The organism is Hamadaea sp. NPDC050747 (assembly GCF_040654195.1).
Classification (GTDB): domain Bacteria; phylum Actinomycetota; class Actinomycetes; order Mycobacteriales; family Micromonosporaceae; genus Hamadaea.
Map to the genome: position 1 here is coordinate 115175 of NZ_JBFAHM010000013.1, position 14828 is coordinate 130002.

16 protein-coding genes are annotated in these 14828 nt (G+C 71.0%); 6 read left to right on the forward strand and 10 right to left on the reverse strand.

The genetic code is table 11. The annotated features are described in order from the left end of the window. Positions 1-41 precede the first annotated feature (41 nt). Positions 42-1742, forward strand: coding sequence for a proline--tRNA ligase (locus AB0H43_RS29325; RefSeq protein WP_360004539.1), 1701 nt, complete (start codon positions 42-44; stop codon positions 1740-1742). A 180-nt stretch (positions 1743-1922) separates the two neighbouring features. Here the strand turns inward: AB0H43_RS29325 and AB0H43_RS29330 are convergent, their stop codons facing one another. The 6 genes from AB0H43_RS29330 to AB0H43_RS29355 form a co-directional block, all read right to left on the reverse strand. Continuing rightward, positions 1923-3155 carry an APC family permease gene (locus AB0H43_RS29330; RefSeq protein ID WP_360004541.1) on the reverse strand — a complete coding sequence of 411 codons (1233 nt, stop codon included), beginning with the start codon at positions 3153-3155 and terminating at the stop codon, positions 1923-1925. Positions 3156-3196: 41 nt separating this feature from the next. After that, a complete protein-coding gene (locus AB0H43_RS29335) occupies positions 3197-4162 on the reverse strand; it encodes a sulfate ABC transporter ATP-binding protein (protein ID WP_360004542.1) in 966 nt (321 codons plus the stop codon). Continuing rightward, positions 4162-4950 (reverse strand): sulfate ABC transporter permease subunit, encoded by a 789-nt coding sequence (locus AB0H43_RS29340; RefSeq protein WP_360004544.1) that lies wholly within the window; start codon positions 4948-4950, stop codon positions 4162-4164. The genes AB0H43_RS29335 and AB0H43_RS29340 overlap by 1 nt, the downstream gene beginning before the upstream one ends. Further along, positions 4943-5794 (reverse strand): sulfate ABC transporter permease subunit CysT, encoded by an 852-nt coding sequence (gene cysT, locus AB0H43_RS29345; RefSeq protein ID WP_360004546.1) that lies wholly within the window; start codon positions 5792-5794, stop codon positions 4943-4945. Before cysT ends, AB0H43_RS29340 begins: the two co-directional genes overlap by 8 nt. Further along, positions 5794-6837: a sulfate ABC transporter substrate-binding protein gene (locus AB0H43_RS29350; RefSeq protein ID WP_360004548.1), complete on the reverse strand. Its 1044-nt coding sequence runs from the start codon at positions 6835-6837 to the stop codon at positions 5794-5796. Before AB0H43_RS29350 ends, cysT begins: the two co-directional genes overlap by 1 nt. A gap of 359 nt (positions 6838-7196) precedes the next feature. Then, the gene (locus AB0H43_RS29355) at positions 7197-7634 is read right to left on the reverse strand and encodes an Rrf2 family transcriptional regulator (protein ID WP_360004550.1); all 438 of its coding nucleotides are present in this window, start codon (positions 7632-7634) and stop codon (positions 7197-7199) included. 123 nt (positions 7635-7757) lie between these two features. On the opposite strand from AB0H43_RS29355, the gene AB0H43_RS29360 reads away from it, so the two are divergent. After that, positions 7758-8663 carry a sulfite exporter TauE/SafE family protein gene (locus AB0H43_RS29360; RefSeq protein WP_360004552.1) on the forward strand — a complete coding sequence of 302 codons (906 nt, stop codon included), beginning with the start codon at positions 7758-7760 and terminating at the stop codon, positions 8661-8663. A 231-nt stretch (positions 8664-8894) separates the two neighbouring features. Here AB0H43_RS29360 and AB0H43_RS29365 read toward each other — a convergent pair whose 3' ends face one another. Both AB0H43_RS29365 and pyk read right to left on the reverse strand, forming a co-directional pair. Further along, the gene (locus AB0H43_RS29365; RefSeq protein ID WP_360004554.1) at positions 8895-9782 is read right to left on the reverse strand and encodes an acyl-CoA thioesterase II; all 888 of its coding nucleotides are present in this window, start codon (positions 9780-9782) and stop codon (positions 8895-8897) included. Next, complete coding sequence (gene pyk / locus AB0H43_RS29370) at positions 9779-11215, reverse strand: pyruvate kinase (protein ID WP_360004556.1); 1437 nt, start codon at positions 11213-11215, stop codon at positions 9779-9781. Before pyk ends, AB0H43_RS29365 begins: the two co-directional genes overlap by 4 nt. 162 nt (positions 11216-11377) lie before the next feature. Between pyk and AB0H43_RS29375 the strand changes: the two genes are divergently transcribed. Then, entirely contained in the window at positions 11378-12223 is an 846-nt protein-coding gene (locus AB0H43_RS29375; protein ID WP_360004558.1) for a GNAT family N-acetyltransferase, read from the forward strand. Here AB0H43_RS29375 and AB0H43_RS29380 read toward each other — a convergent pair. Next, complete coding sequence (locus tag AB0H43_RS29380; protein WP_360004560.1) at positions 12198-12659, reverse strand: GNAT family N-acetyltransferase; 462 nt, start codon at positions 12657-12659, stop codon at positions 12198-12200. The two genes, AB0H43_RS29375 and AB0H43_RS29380, sit on opposite strands and share 26 nt — an antisense overlap. Continuing rightward, on the reverse strand, positions 12656-13039 hold the full coding sequence (locus tag AB0H43_RS29385; protein WP_360004561.1) for a YbaB/EbfC family nucleoid-associated protein: 384 nt from the start codon (positions 13037-13039) through the stop codon (positions 12656-12658). Before AB0H43_RS29385 ends, AB0H43_RS29380 begins: the two co-directional genes overlap by 4 nt. Positions 13040-13142: 103 nt before the next feature. On the opposite strand from AB0H43_RS29385, the gene AB0H43_RS29390 reads away from it, so the two are divergent. From AB0H43_RS29390 to AB0H43_RS29400, 3 genes are read left to right on the forward strand one after another with little or no spacing between them, the layout of a single operon-like run. Beyond that, a complete protein-coding gene (locus tag AB0H43_RS29390) occupies positions 13143-13670 on the forward strand; it encodes a hypothetical protein (RefSeq protein ID WP_360004563.1) in 528 nt (175 codons plus the stop codon). A gap of 40 nt (positions 13671-13710) precedes the next feature. After that, entirely contained in the window at positions 13711-14016 is a 306-nt protein-coding gene (locus AB0H43_RS29395; RefSeq protein ID WP_360004565.1) for a hypothetical protein, read from the forward strand. Positions 14017-14018: 2 nt separating this feature from the next. Then, positions 14019-14816: a WXG100 family type VII secretion target gene (locus AB0H43_RS29400; protein WP_360004567.1), complete on the forward strand. Its 798-nt coding sequence runs from the start codon at positions 14019-14021 to the stop codon at positions 14814-14816. The last annotated feature ends 12 nt before the right edge of the window (positions 14817-14828 follow it).

The window sequence follows — 14828 nt, forward strand, 5'->3', positions numbered from 1 at the left end:
TCGCGCGACCGGGGTGGGCGTGGCCGGTAGGCTGGGCCGCTATGCGCTGGTCACAGATGTTTGTCCCTACTTTGCGGCAGGATCCCGCGGACGCTGACGCGGTGAGTCACCGGCTGTTGCTCCGCGCCGGTTTCATCCGGCAGCTCATGGCTGGTCACTACAGCCTGTTGCCGTTGGCGATTCGCGTACGCGCGAAGGTCATGACGGTGATCCGGGAGGAGATGGATCGGATCGGGGCGCAGGAGTTCCTGCTGCCGGCGATGCATCCGGCCGAGATCTGGCACAAGTCGGGTCGCTGGGAGGTCATGGGTCAGGAGATGTTCCGGCTGCGTGACCGGCGGGGCGCTGATCTGGCGTTGGGGATGACGCATGAGGAGATCTTCGCCACGGTGGCGTCGGAGTTGCGGTCGTATCGGGAGCTGCCGCAGGCGTGGTACCAGTTCCAGACGAAGTTCCGGGACGAGCCTCGGCCGAAGAGCGGCTTGATGCGCGTACGCGAGTTCACGATGAAGGATTCGTACACGTTCGACGTGGACGAGGCGGGGTTGGACACCGCGTTCGATCGGCATTACGCGGCGTATCGGCGGATCTTCGAGCGGCTGGGGATTCCGGTCGTCGCGGTCGAGGCGTCGAACGGGACGATGGGCGGCAGTGACTCGCGGGAGTTCATGTGCCCCTCGGCCGCCGGGGAGGACATCACGATCGTCTGCCCGGGGTGTGGGTATGCGGCGAATGTGGAGGCGGCGCAGGCGGCGCTCACACCGGTCGAGGATCGGGAGTTCCTGGACGCGCCGGAGCGGTTCGCCACTCCAGGCGTACGCACCATCGAGGACTTGGCGGTCGGATACGGCTTCGCGGGTGATCGTCAGGTCAAGACGCTGGTGTACGTGGTGGACGATCAGCTGACGCTGGTGTTGCTGCGGGGCGATCACGCGTTGGTGGAGCAGAAGTTGCTGGACGCGCTGGGGGCGATCGCCGTCCGGCCGGCGCAGCCGGAGGAGATCCGTGGGGCGCTCGGTGCGCTGCCGGGCAGTCTCGGCGCGGTCGGTGTCGCGGAGTTGCCGATCGTGGCGGACGAGGCGTTGCGTGGTCGGCGTGGGATGGCGACCGGCGCGAACGTGGACGACGTGCACTTGCGTGGTGTCGATGTGGAGCGGGACATCGTGGTGGGGCGCTGGGCCGATCTGCGGGAGGTCGTGGCCGGGGAGCCGTGCGTACGCTGCGGGACGCTGCTGGAGGCGACGAAGACGGTCGAGGTCGGGCACATCTTCAAGCTGGGCCGCAAATACAGCGAGTCGATGGGGGTCAGCGTGCTGACGGCGGACGGGAGTCGCGTCGCGCCGATCATGGGTTCGTACGGCATCGGCGTCGAGCGGGCGATCGCGGCGATCGTCGAGACGCATCACGACGACAAGGGCATCGTCTGGCCGATGGCGGTGGCGCCGTTCCAGGTCGTCATCGTGCAGCTCGGTACGGACGAGGCGACCGCGTCGGCGGCCCGTGAGCTGTACGAGCGGCTCGGCAACAACGGTGTCGAGGTCGTGTGGGACGACCGCGAGGAGCGGCCCGGCGTGAAGTTCAGCGACGCCGAGTTGGTGGGCATCCCGTTGCGGGTGACTGTCGGGGCTCGTGGGCTGGCCCGGGGCATCGTCGAGGTGACGCGCCGGTCGACCGGCGACACCGTCGAGGTGCCGGTCGGGGAGGCAGCCGTACGCCTCGCCGAGGAGATCCGCCCAGCCTGACCCGTCCTGCCCGGCTGCGCCCGCGCCGCGTCGCGGAGGAAGATCATTGCGTCAGCCAAGCTGTTAATTCGGGCATTCCGGCGCGCGAAACAGCGTGGCTGGCGCAATGATCACAGCAAGCGGGTCACAGCAAGCGGGTCACGGCAAGCGGGTCACAGCGAGCGGGTCACAGCGAGCGGGTCACGGCGAGCGGGTCAGGCGGAGGCGGAGGGCGCGGTAGAGCAGCCCGACGGCGAAGACGGCGATCCCGCCGACGACGGCCGGCCAGGGCAGCGTGGCGACCAGCGCGACGCATCCGACCGCGCCGAGGGCTTGGAGGATCCGGGGGTAGCGCCGGTCGTCTCCGGTCTGGGTCCAGGCGGCCAGGTTGGCGATCAGGTAGTACACCAGGACGCCGAAGGACGAGAAGCCGATGGCGCCGCGCAGGTCCACGGTGAGGACGAGGACGCAGACCAGTGCGGCGAGCGTGACTTCGGCGCGGTGGGGCACGGCGTACCGGGGATGCACCGCCGACAGCCAGCGGGGCAGGTCGTCGTGGCGGGCCATGGCCAACGCGGTCCGGCCGATCCCGGCGATGAGGGCCAGGAGCGCGCCGAGGCTGGCGAGGGCGGCTCCGGCTCGGACCAGGGGCGCGGCCCAGTCCCACCCGGCCGCGTGGACGGCGTCGGCCAGCGGCGCGACCGACGCGGCCAGCCGCTGCGGCCCGAGGACGTGCAGGAGCGCGACGCCGATGACGGCGTACACGGCGACGGCCAGCGCCAGCGCGGTGAGGATCGCCCGGGGGATGGTGCGCTGCGGCTCGCGTACCTCTTCGCCCATGGTCGCGATGCGGGCGTACCCGGCGAAGGCGAAGAACAGCAGACCGGCCGATTGCAGGACCCCGTAGGGTGACGCGCCGCGGGCCGCTTCCGGGCCCGCGGGGCCGAGCAGGCCCGCGGCCGCGACGACCGCGAGCACGGCCAGGACCGCGACCACGATGATCATCGCAAGCCGGGCGGTACGCGTGACGCCGCGGTAGTTGACCGCGGCCAGGGCGAGGACCGCGACGACGGCGGTCGGGCGCTGCCAAGCGGCGGGTACGGCGTAGGCCGCGAACGTCAACGCCATGGCGGCGCACGAGGCGGTCTTGCCGACGACGAATCCCCAGCCGGCCAGGTAGCCCCACCACTCCCCCAGCCGTTCGCGGCCGTAGACGTAGGTGCCGCCGGAGGTCGGATACTGGGCGGCGAGCTGGGCCGACGCCGTCGCGTTGCAGTACGCCACCACGGCGGCCACCGCCAGCCCGGCGAGCAGCAGGCTCCCGGCGGCCCGCGCGGCGGGGGCGAACGCGGCGAAGACGCCGGCTCCGATCATCGAGCCGAGCCCGATGACGACCGCGTCGCGGGGGCCGAGCCGCCGGGCCAACTGTTCCACGCCGCGATTGTGTCAGCCGTTCTCCCGTCGCGGCGGCCCGGTCAGGCGTCGGCGGCCGCCAGTGACTTCGCCGCCGGGACGGGTCGGAGGTGGACGGTGTCGCCGGGGGTGAGCCCGAGCCGGCCGGCCGCGCCCCGGGTGATCTGCGCCCAGACGTCGCGGCCGCCCGCGGTCAGCTCGACGCGTACCTCGAAGCCGAGGTGCACGACGCGGTTGACGACCGCCGCGGTCGAGCCGTCGGCCGGTTCGGCGGTGACGTCGATGTCGTGCGGCCGGACGAGCCGCCCGTCCAGCTCGGTCACCGGGCCGAGGAAACTCATGACGAACGGGCTGGCCGGGTTGTCGTAGAGGTCCTGCGGGCGCCCGGCCTGCCGCACCTCGCCGTCGGCGAGCACGACGATCTCGTCGGCGACGTCCATCGCCTCCTCCTGGTCGTGCGTCACGAAGACGGTCGTCACGTGCACCTCGTCGTGCAGTCGCCGGAGCCAGGTGCGGAGTTCTTTGCGTACCTGGGCGTCGAGGGCGCCGAACGGCTCGTCGAGCAGCAGCACCTGCGGTTCGACCGCGAGCGCGCGGGCGAGCGCCATGCGCTGCCGCTGACCGCCGGACAGCTGCGCCGGATAGCGGTCGGCGAACTGTTCGAGGTGGACCAGCTGCAGCAGTTCGTCGACCCGGGCGCGGATCTCGTCCTTGGGCCGCTTGCGGATCTCCAGCCCGAAGGCGACGTTGCGGCGTACGCTCATGTGCTTGAACGCCGCGTAGTGCTGGAACACGAAGCCGACGTTGCGCCGCTGGGGTGACAGGCGGGTGGCGTCCACTCCGGAGATGAGCACGGTTCCGGCGTCCGGCGTCTCCAGCCCGGCGATCACCCGGAGGAGGGTCGACTTGCCGCCGCCGCTCGGCCCGAGCAGGGCGGTGAGCGAGCCGGAGGCGATGTCGACCGAGACGTCCTTCAGGACGGGGGTGCGGCCGAACGACTTCGAGACGCCGCGTACTTCGATGGCCATCAGTTGCCGTCCTTGGGGCGCAGGAGGGTGGTCAGGAGCAGGGAGCCGACCGCGAGCAGGGCCAGCACGGTGGCCGCGGCGAAGGCCGCCGGCACCTCGTAGTTGAGGTAGCGCTCCTCGACGAACAGGGTCAGGGTCTGGGTCTCGCCGACGACCTTGCCGGAGACGACCGCGACCGCGCCGTACTCGCCGAGGGCCCGGGCGAGGCAGAGCACGATGCCGTAGCCGAGCGCGCTGCGAATGCCGGGCAGGGTGATCCGGCGGAAGGTCTGCCACGGGCCGGCGCCGAGGGTGCGGGCCGCCTGCTCCTGGTCGTCGCCCATCTCCTCGAGCACCGGGACGATCGCCCGGACGACCAGCGGCAGCGAGACGAAGACGGTGGCGAGGACCATGCCCGGGATCGAGAAGATGACCTGGACGCCGGCGCTCTCCAGCCAGCCGCCGACCGTCGAATACCGCCCGTACGCCAGGATCAGGGCGAGTCCGACGACGACCGGGGAGACCGCCAGCGGCAGGTCGATGAGGGCGTTGAGCAGCCGCTTGCCCGGGAAGGTCGTCCGGGTCAGCAGCAGCGCCACGACGACGCCGAAGACCGTGTTGAGCACGACGGCCCACACCGCGACCTGGATCGTCACCTGGAAGGCGTGGATCGCCTCCTCACTGGTCAACGCGTCGACGATGTTCTGGAGGCCGTCGCCGAAGGTCTGCCAGACGATCAGCCCGACCGGCAGGATCAGCAGGAACAGCAGGTACAGCAGCGCGACTGCGCGGAGCAGGTACTTAGCCACGGCGGGACCCCCAGCGCTGGACGAGATCCAGTCCGATGAGGACGACGAACGCGACGATCAGCAGCGCGGTCGAGACGGCGGCGGCCGACGCGGTGTCGTCGCTCTCGATGCGGCCGAAGATGTTGACCGCGGCGACCTGCGTCTTGAACGGCAGGTTGCCCGACAGCAGCACAGTCGAGCCGAACTCGGCGATCGCCCGCGTGAACGCCAGGCCCGCGCCGGACAGCATCGCCGGGACGAGGTTCGGCAGGATGATGCGGCGGAAGGTCAGCCACGGGCCGGCCCCGAGGGAGAACGCCGCCTGCTCCATGTCCCGGTCCAGTTCCTGGAGGACCGGCTGCACTGTGCGTACGACGAAGGGCAGGGTGACGAACAGCAGCGCGATGACCACCCCGGCCCGGGTGTACGCCAGGTTCAGGTGCAGGGGACTCTTCACGCCGTACAGGACGAGCAGGACGAGCCCGGCGACGATGGTGGGCAGCGCGAACGGCAGATCGATCAGGGTGTCGACGATCGCCTTGCCGGGGAACCGGTCGCGGACGAGGACCCAGGCGATCAGCGTACCCATGATCACATTGATGACCGCGACCAGCGCCGACGCGCCGAGGGTGAGCTTGAGCGCCGCCCAGGAGTCGGGCGTGGTGACCGCGGACCAGAAGGCGCCGGCGCCGCCCTCGACGCCTTTCCAGGCGACGGCCGTGAGCGGGAACAGCACGATCAGGCTGAGGTAGAGCACCGCGAGGCCCAGCCCGAGACCGGGACCGACCCGCGGTCGGCGGCGGGCCGAGGCCGGCACGCCCGCGGGAGCGGGAGCGCCGGCCTCGGTCAGAACCGGGGCGGACATCACTTACTCGGGCTCGCGCTCGGGCTGGCCGCGACGGTGGCGACCCCGTGCTTGGCCTCGATGAGGGCGATCGAGCCGGTCTTGGCGTCGAAGAACTCCTTGTTGACTGCGGACCAGCCGCCGAGGTCCTTGATGGTGAACAGGCCGGGCGGGGTCGGGAAGGTCACGCCGGTGTTCGCGCCGGACACGGTGGGCCGGTAGCCGTTCTGGGCGAAGATCTTCTGCCCCGCCTCGGAGGAGAGGAAGTCGAGGAACGCCTTCGCCTCCGCTGGGTGCTCGGAGTTCTTGGCGACCGCGATCGGGTTCTCGATCAGGATGGTCGAGTCCGGCACGGTGTAGTCCAGCTCCTGGTTGTGCTGCTGGGCGAAGATCGCCTCGTTCTCGTAGGAGAGAATGGCGTCGCCCTTGCCGCCGGTGAAGGTCTGCAGCGAGGCGCGGGCCGAGGCGTCCTGCACCGGCACGTTGCCGATCAGACTGTCGATGTACGCCAGCCCGGCCGCCTTGTCCGCGCCCTTGTTCGCCTTCGCCCCGTACGCCGCCAGGATGTTCCACCGGGCGCCGCCGGAGGTGAACGGGTTCGGCGTGATGACCTCGACACCCGGCTTGATCAGGTCGTCCCAGGTCTTCAGGCCCTTGGGATTGCCCTTGCGGGTGGCGATCACGACGACGGAGTCGGTGATGAAGCCCTTGGTCGGCCCGCTGTTCCAGTCCTCGGCGACGAGGCCGGCCGTGACGAGACGGGTCAGATCGGGCTCCAGCGACAGCGCCACGATGTCGGCTTTGAGGCCGGCCGCGACCGCCCGGCTCTGGTCGCCGGAGGCCCCGAAGGACGTCTTGAACTTGATGTTCTTGCCGGCGTCCGTCTTCTGGAACGCCTTGATCAGCGCCTCATAGGCCGCCTGCGGAGTGGAGTACGCGACCAGCGAGAGCGTCACCTCCGCCTTGTCACCGCCGCCGCCGGAGGTGTCGTCGCCGCACGCCGCGAGGGCCGCCGTCGCCAGTGCGGTCGCGGCGAGCCCGGCGAGGATCCTTCTGGTGACCATTCCTACTAATCCCACCATCCATAGTTTTCCTACTGGCTTAATGGGTTTTGAGTCTGCCACGAGTCCCGGTTCGATGGGAAGAGGCACTTTCCGGTGACCCCGGTCACCGAGGCAGCCGCCCAGCGGCGACCCTCACCCCTACCGGCCCGCCCGCGGACAAGCGGCCCGCCCCGGCCTGCGGACAAGCGGCCCGCCCCGGCCTGCGGACAAGCGGCCCGCCCGGGCGCGATATCCCTGGATAACGCGGCTATTCGCGAAATCAAGGGGACGTCATCCGGGATGACGCGGAAGGCCACGCGCCCGGAGCGCGGCGCCGGACTCAGGGGCGCGCCGCAGGGTGCGGGTGCGGCGGGAGGGGCTCAGAAGGGGAGCTTGCCGCCAGCGAGGTGGGCGAACGTGACCTGCTCCAGCATCCGCCGCTCCTGGGCCTCGACGGCCACCCAGACGTCTTGGAGCGTCCGCGCCGGGCCCTGGTAGTCCAGGTCGGCGGGGATCTGGCCGCGCACCTGCGACAGCGGGCCGTCGATGATCTCGATGACCTGGGCGAGGGTGATCTGGTCGGCTGGGCGGGCCAGCCAGTAGCCGCCTTCGGGGCCGCGCTGGGCGTTCACCACTCCCCCGCGCCGGAGCTGGAGAAGGATGCTTTCCAGGAACTTCGGCGGGATCTCCTGCGCCTTCGCGATCCGTTCCGAGGTGATCGGGAACTCGGCCGGAGGTTTCCCCGCTACGACAGGTTCGATCGTCGCCAGTTCGATGACGGCGCGGATCGCATAGTCGACACGGGCTGAGAGGCGCATGCGAGTAATTATCACACTCCTCGTCCGGTCCTTGGGACGCCAGGGGCAGAGCTCGACCAGGCCATTGTCATTATCCTACTATGCCGATAGGTTAAATCTTCTTGACCGGAATTGGAGGTGACCATGACCCGGCTCGTCCTGCTCGCCCTCGTCGGCCTGGCGGCGCAGCTCGTCGACGGCGCGCTCGGCATGGCGTACGGCGTCACGTCGACGACGTTGCTGCTGCTCGCCGGGGTGGCGCCCGCCTCGGCCAGCGCGTCGGTCCACCTCTCCGAGATCGGCACGACCCTCGCCTCCGGCGTCGCGCACTGGCGCTTCGGCAATGTGGACTGGCGGGTCGTCACGCGGATCGCGGTCCCCGGCGCGATCGGCTCGTTCCTCGGCGCGACGCTGTTGAGCGCGATCTCGACGTCGGCCGCCGCGCCGTGGACGTCGGGCGTACTGCTCGCGCTGGGCGTCTTCCTGGTCACCCGGTTCACCCGCCCGCTTCGTCCGGCCCGGCCCCGGCCGGTGCGTACCCGGTTCCTGGCCCCGCTCGGGCTGGTCGCGGGCTTCGTCGACGCCACCGGCGGTGGTGGCTGGGGTCCGATCGCCACACCCACGCTGCTGGCCTCGGGCCGCATGGAACCGCGCAAGGTGATCGGCTCGGTCAACACCGCGGAGTTCCTGGTCGCGGCGGCGGCGAGCGCCGGCTTCCTGCTCGGCCTCGGCACCTCAGGCTTCGTGCTGCCGACCGTGATCGCGCTGCTCGCGGGCGGCGTCGTCGGCGCGCCACTGGCCGCCTGGCTCGTCCGCGCGGTCCCGGCCCAGGTCATCGGGGCCGCGGTCGGCGGGCTCATCATCCTCACGAACACCCGCACGCTCCTGCGTGCGTTCGACCTCGAAAGCTCCGCGGGCCGATGGCTCTATCCGCTGATCGGACTCGTGTGGCTCGGCGCCATCACCGTCGCGGTCCGGATTCACCGACGGGTACGCACAACGCAGCAACCGTCGCCGGTCGCCGAGCCGGAACTGGAACCCGCGGCATAGTTCGCCACGGGCCGGTGCCCACCGTGCCCCCCGATGAACGTCGGCACCCGACAATCTTGGCATGGGCGTCGCCGGGCGGGGACCCGCGAGGCGTGCGGCACGGCCCGCGGACCTGGCAGGCCGGGCCGGGCGACGGCCAAACGCGCGCGGAGATCATCCCGGGCCGGCCGGTGCCCGGCGGGACCGACGGTCGGCCGCCCGGCGGACCCGGGACAGGATCTTCCCGAGCGGTCAGACCTTGCGGAGCAGGCCTTCCTGCACCGCGGTCGCGATGTGGCGGCCGGACGCGTCGAGCATCCGGCCGGTGGCCAGGCCTCGGGCGCCGGACGCGGACGGGCTCCACGAGTCGTAGAGGAACCACTCGTCGGCACGGAACGGCCGGTGGAACCACAACGCGTGGTCGAGACTGGCGCCGATGACGCCGCCGGGACCCCAGACCTCGCCGTGGTAGGACAGCACCGAGTCGAGCAGCGTCAGGTCGGACGCGTAGGTCAGCGCGCAGGCGTGGACGAGCGGGTCGGCCGGCAGCTTCCCGTCGATCCGCATCCACACCCGCTGATGCGGATCGGGGGTGCGGTCGCCGGGGCGGACCCAGCCGGGCTCGCCGACGTAGCGGACGTCGAGCGGGCGCGGGATCTGCGACCAGATCGCCACGCGCTCGGGATATTTCGCCAGCCGGTCGAGCATCGTCGGCAGCTCGTCCGGGCCGGGCACGTCCGACGGCCCGGGCGCGTGATGGTCGAGCCCCTGCTCCTCGATCTGGAACGAGGCCGACATGAGGAAGATCGGCTTGCCGCCTTGGAAGGCGACCGAACGCCGGACGGAGAAGGACCGGCCGTCGCGGATGACCTCCACGGCGTAGTCGATCGGCTCCTGCGGATCGCCCGGGCGGACGAAGTAGCCGTGCAGCGAGTGCACATGGCGGGCCGGATCGACGGTACGCCCCGCGGCGGCGAGCGCCTGCGCGGCGACCTGACCGCCGTAGACCCGCATCGGCAGCTGCGACGTGCTGTGCCCACGGAAGCGCAGCTCGTCCAGGTGCTCCAGGTCGAGGAGCCGGATCAGGTCGTCGACGGCGGCCTGCCCCACGAGCGGGCCGCCGTCGGCGTCCGAGGTCACCGGTAACCGGCCAGCGCGGGCGTGAGGGAGCCCAGCTCGTGCACCCGCAGGGTGTTGGTGGAGCCCGGCGTGCCGGGCGGGCTGCCCGCCACGATCACGACGATGTCGCCCGGCTTGGCCCGGCCGAGGCCCAGCAGCGCCTGGTCGACCTGGCGGAACATGTCGTCGGTGTGGTGCACGAACGGCACGAGGAAGGTCTCGACGCCCCAGGACAGCGCCATCTGGTTGCGGACGTGCTCCTCCGGCGTGAACGCCAGCAGCGGCAGCGTGCAGTGGAGGCGGGCGAGACGGCGTACGGTGTCGCCGGTCTGTGTGAACGCGACCAGGGCGCGGGCCCCGACGGCGGTGGCGATGTTGGACGCCGCCACGGTGAGCGCGCCACCCCGCGTACGCGGGTCGTGCTGGAGCCGGGGCACACCGACCTGACCGGACTCGGTGGTCGTGATGATCTTCGCCATCGTGCTGACCGTGAGCACCGGGTACTTTCCGACGCTCGTCTCGCCGGACAGCATCACCGCGTCGGCGCCGTCGAGGACGGCGTTGGCGACGTCGCTGGCCTCGGCCCGGGTCGGGCGCGAGTTCTCGATCATCGAGTCGAGCATCTGCGTCGCCACGATGACCGGCTTGGCGAACTCCCGGCACAACTGGACGGCCTTCTTCTGCACCAGCGGGACCTGGTCGAGCGGCATCTCCACGCCGAGATCGCCACGCGCCACCATCACGCCGTCGAACGCGTCCACGATCGCCTCGAGGTTGGCGACCGCCTCCGGCTTCTCCACCTTCGCGATGACCGGGCGGTGGATGTCCTCCTCCGCCATGATCTGGTGGACGAGCTTGATGTCCTCGGGCGACCGCACGAACGACAGCGCGATCCAGTCGACGCCGAGCCGCAGCGCGAACCGCAGGTCCTCGGTGTCCTTCTCGGACAGCGCCGGGACGCTGATCGCGACGTTCGGCAGGGACACGCCCTTGTTGTTCGAGACCATGCCGCCCTCGACGACGCGGCACTTGATGTCGGGCCCGTCGACGCCGATCACCTCGACGGCCACCTTGCCGTCGTCGATGAGCAGCTTGTCGCTCGGGCGGACCTCCTCGGGCAGCTTCTTGTAGGTGCACGAGACCCGGTCAGCGGTGCCCTCGATCTCCTCGCTGGTGATCGTGACCGTGTCACCGGTACGCCACTCGTGCGGGCCGTCGATGAACCGGCCGAGCCGGATCTTGGGTCCCTGAAGGTCGGCGAGGATCGCCACCGCCGCGCCGGCCGCCCGCGCCTGGCGGCGTACCTGCTCGTAGACGGCCTCGTGATCGGCGTGGTCGCCGTGGCTGAAGTTGAGGCGGGCGACGTTCATGCCCGCGTCGATGAGGCCCTTGAGCCGCTCGGGGCTACTGGTGGCGGGGCCGAGGGTGCAGACGATTTTCGCGCGGCGTGTCACGTTGACTGAGCCTAGCCCTCGACCCCTCGAACCACGAAGCCGGGATGCACCCTTTAACGCTGGTTCACCTGCGGCATTCTTAGTTGTCCGCTGCGCCTAACCGGGCAGAGAGATCGAAAATTCGCATGCGGTCCGTTGCCCTGGCCTTCTAGCGTCGGCCCCATGATGCGCACACCCCTGGGCCGCGACGACTGCGGCCTCGCGCTCGACGCGCTGCGCGCGTGGGCCAAGCCCGGCCGGTCCACCAGTTCCCTGCACGTCGGCGACGTCGGCTGGTTCCTGCGCTTCGAGGAGGAGACCGTCCGATCCGCGCTGGCGCTCTGGTCGGACGCCACCGGCCCGGTCGCCGTCGAGCTGTTCGACGATCCGGTACGCCGGATCACGCTCGCGCCGCGGGTGGAAGCCGACCCTGTGCTGCTGACCGCCGTGGTCGGCGAGATCGTCCGCGACGGCGGGCCGGTCGAGCTCGCGCCCGAGTCGGGGGTGCGTACCGCACTGTTGCAGGCGGGCTGGACGGAGGACCCGTCACCGGCGGCGCACTTCGTGCTGCCGCTGACCGCCCCGATCGACGTCGAGTTCCCCTATGTCCTCGTCGGCGAGGCCGACGCCGCGGCCCGGGTGGACGTGCAGCGGTCGGCGTTCCAGCGGTCGACCTTCACGGTCGCCCGCTGGCGGCAGATGCACGCCTCCCCCGCCGGTCGCTACGCCGTCGACGTCCTGGTGCGTACGCCGGGCGGCTTCGCCGCGGCCGCCGCAGTGGGCTGGTTCGCCGGGCCCGGCCGGTGCGCGGTGCTCGAACCGGTCGGCACCCATCCCCGCTACCGCCGCCGGGGGTACGGGCGGGCCGTCGTCCTTGCCACCGCCGAGGAACTGCGCAAGCTGGGCGCGAGCGCCGTCGCCGTGCTGCCGCCCGCCGACAACGAACCGGCCGTCGGCGTGTACCGGGCGGCCGGTTTCGAGATCGTCGGGCACGAGCACACGCTCAAGCCACCGGTCCCCGCATCATGAGCGCCGCCGCCGGGGCGAACCCGGCGCGTTCGTAGAACGGCACGGCCCGGTCGCTGGGGTGCAGGACCACCCGGCGCAACCCGGCTTCGCGGGCGTACGCGAGCAGCTCGTCCAGGAGCCGCCGGCCGACGCCCCCGTCGCGGTGCGGCGGCCGGACGTAGAGGCTGGTCACGTAGCCCCACCGCGACGGCGGGTGGCCGGGCCGTGGCATGCGTTCGAGGAGCGCGACGTGGAGCAGGCCGATCGGCTTCCCGCCGAGCACCGCGACCCACGTACGCGAGTCGGCGGCGGTCCGGGTCAGCCAATCGGCCATGCGCTGCTCGTAGCCAGGGTCGTCGATGGGTCCGCCGGCCTGTTCCTCGGTCCACTCGCGCCGCAGATCCGCCAGGGCGTCCCCGTCGGCCTCGGTCGCCGGGCGTACGCCGACGGCCGTCAACGCTCCATCCGGCGAGTCAGGTCCTCGAGCTGGTCGGTCAGCGCGTCGATGCGGGCGATCCCGCGGTCGAACTCGCTGGCCGACTCGCTGGGCCGCATCCCCATCTCGCCGCCCATGATGTCGTCGGCCTGCTCGTTGTACGCCGCCTGCGCGGCCGTGATCGCCGCGGTGACCGCCTGCGACACCCGATCGGCTCCGCTGCGCAGGACGGCCTCGTCGATCCGCAGATCCTTCAGCAGCCCGCCCGCTCCCGTACGCGCGACGACGAGGCCGTCGGGCGACCTGCCCTCGGCACTCGCGTGCTCGAGCCGTTCCTGGGCCCGGCGCAGCCGGTCCACCTGGTCGAGCGCGTAATGAGCGAGGTCATCCAAATTGTTCATTCCGGCCATGGCCGCCTCCCCGGTGTGTCCAAGGCCCATAAGTTATCCACAGGGCGCGCAGGCACCATAGCCACCTCGGCCGAACCATGCCAAGATTCTCGATGTGCCCGACGACATCACCGCGACGATGGCCCGTGACGTGGCGCCGATCCTCGCTCCGGGCGAGGAGTTGTCGGTGGCCGCGATCATCACGTCCGCCGATCCCGGCGCCACCGGCCCGGTCCGGGTCGGCCCCGAACTCGGCAACTTCGTCCTCCGGCTGCTCACCCTCGGGCTGGTCGGCGAGAACACCCAGCTGATGCGGCGAGCGTTCTGGGGGCGCGCGGTCTCCGGACCGCCCGACTCGCTGGCGCACACGCTGCACGACCTGATCCACGAGGCGAGCTGGGCCAAGCTGGTGCTGACCGACCGGCGCGTCATCATCGCGCGCGGTGAGTTGCTCGGCCCCGGCAGCTACAAGTTCGACCTGGTCGGATCGTTGCCACGCACCGCCGTCGTGGGCGCCCGACCGGCGCCGAAGGGCCTGATGCGGCGGGGCCGCCTGGAGCTGCGTTACGCCGACGGCTCCACCGGCGTCGTCAACCTGCTGAAGAAACAATCGTCCGTCGTGCTGCGCGCGCTGGGAGGGTGACGCGCCGCCGGCGGGGTTCCATGGGGAGGGAACGCGGAAAGTGGATACCACCAAGATCGCCTTACAGGCGCTGGACGGCTATCGGCAGGCGGCGACTCAGATCGCCGACGGCTTCGACCGTGCCAAGCAGGGACTGACCGACGCCGACGTGAGCGGTGACAGCTTCGGCCTGCTCCAGGAGTCGCAAGGCATCGCCGGGAAGTACAGCGAGCGCTGCGAGGACGGTCTCCAGGTGCTCACCGACGGCCGGACGGTCTTCGACGCGCTGGCCGACGCGATGGAGGCCATTCGCGACGCCTATCGCTCGGCCGACCTGGCCGCCGCACAGCGATACGGAGGTAAGTGATCATGGCGCGTGCCGAATCCGGTGCGATGCGCATCGACGGCTGGCTGGCGCCGGCCGGCGCGGCGTTGCACATCGTCAAGCCGATCGTGGACTTCCTGTCGCACCCGCTCGACCAGGTCACCGGCGACCCCGAGGGGCTGCGGGCCAAGGCTCAGGCCTGGAAGCAGGCCGCGACCGCGGTCGACGGGCTCATCACGCAGGAGGTCGACGCCCGGGCCAAGCTGATGGCCGCCTGGGAGGGCGACGCCGCGACCGCGTTCAACCGGGAGATCGGTGAGCTGGCGACCAGCCTCGCCCAGATCGTCGAGCACTTCAACGGCACGGCCGAGATGCTCGAGCAGTGCGCGATCGGCGCCGAGCAGGCTGAGGAACTGGTCGTCGACATCATCAAAGAGCTGATCGCCTGGCTGATCGTCACGATCATCGTGGCGCTGGCCTCGTCGTGGATCACCCTGGGCGCGTCGGTCGCGGCCGGCACCGCGGCCGGTTGGGCCGAGTCCGCGGTCGCCGCCGGGCGCTGCGCCACGGTCGCCGCCAAGCTGGCCAAGCTGCTGCGGGCGGCCGAGTCGTTCCTCAAGAAGATGAGCGACTTCGCGAAGGCGTACAAGCTGACGAAGATCATGAAGACCGGCGTGGGCAACTGGACGAAGGCCCGGTTCGCCACCAGCGCGGGCTACCAGCTGGTCGCCACCAACTGGGTGATCAAGAAGACGATCATCGAGCCGACCGTCGGCGAGCACGTCGTCCGACCAGCCGTCGGCGCCGGAGACAAGACGATCGACTGGCCCGCCCTGCTTTAGCCTCGATCATCG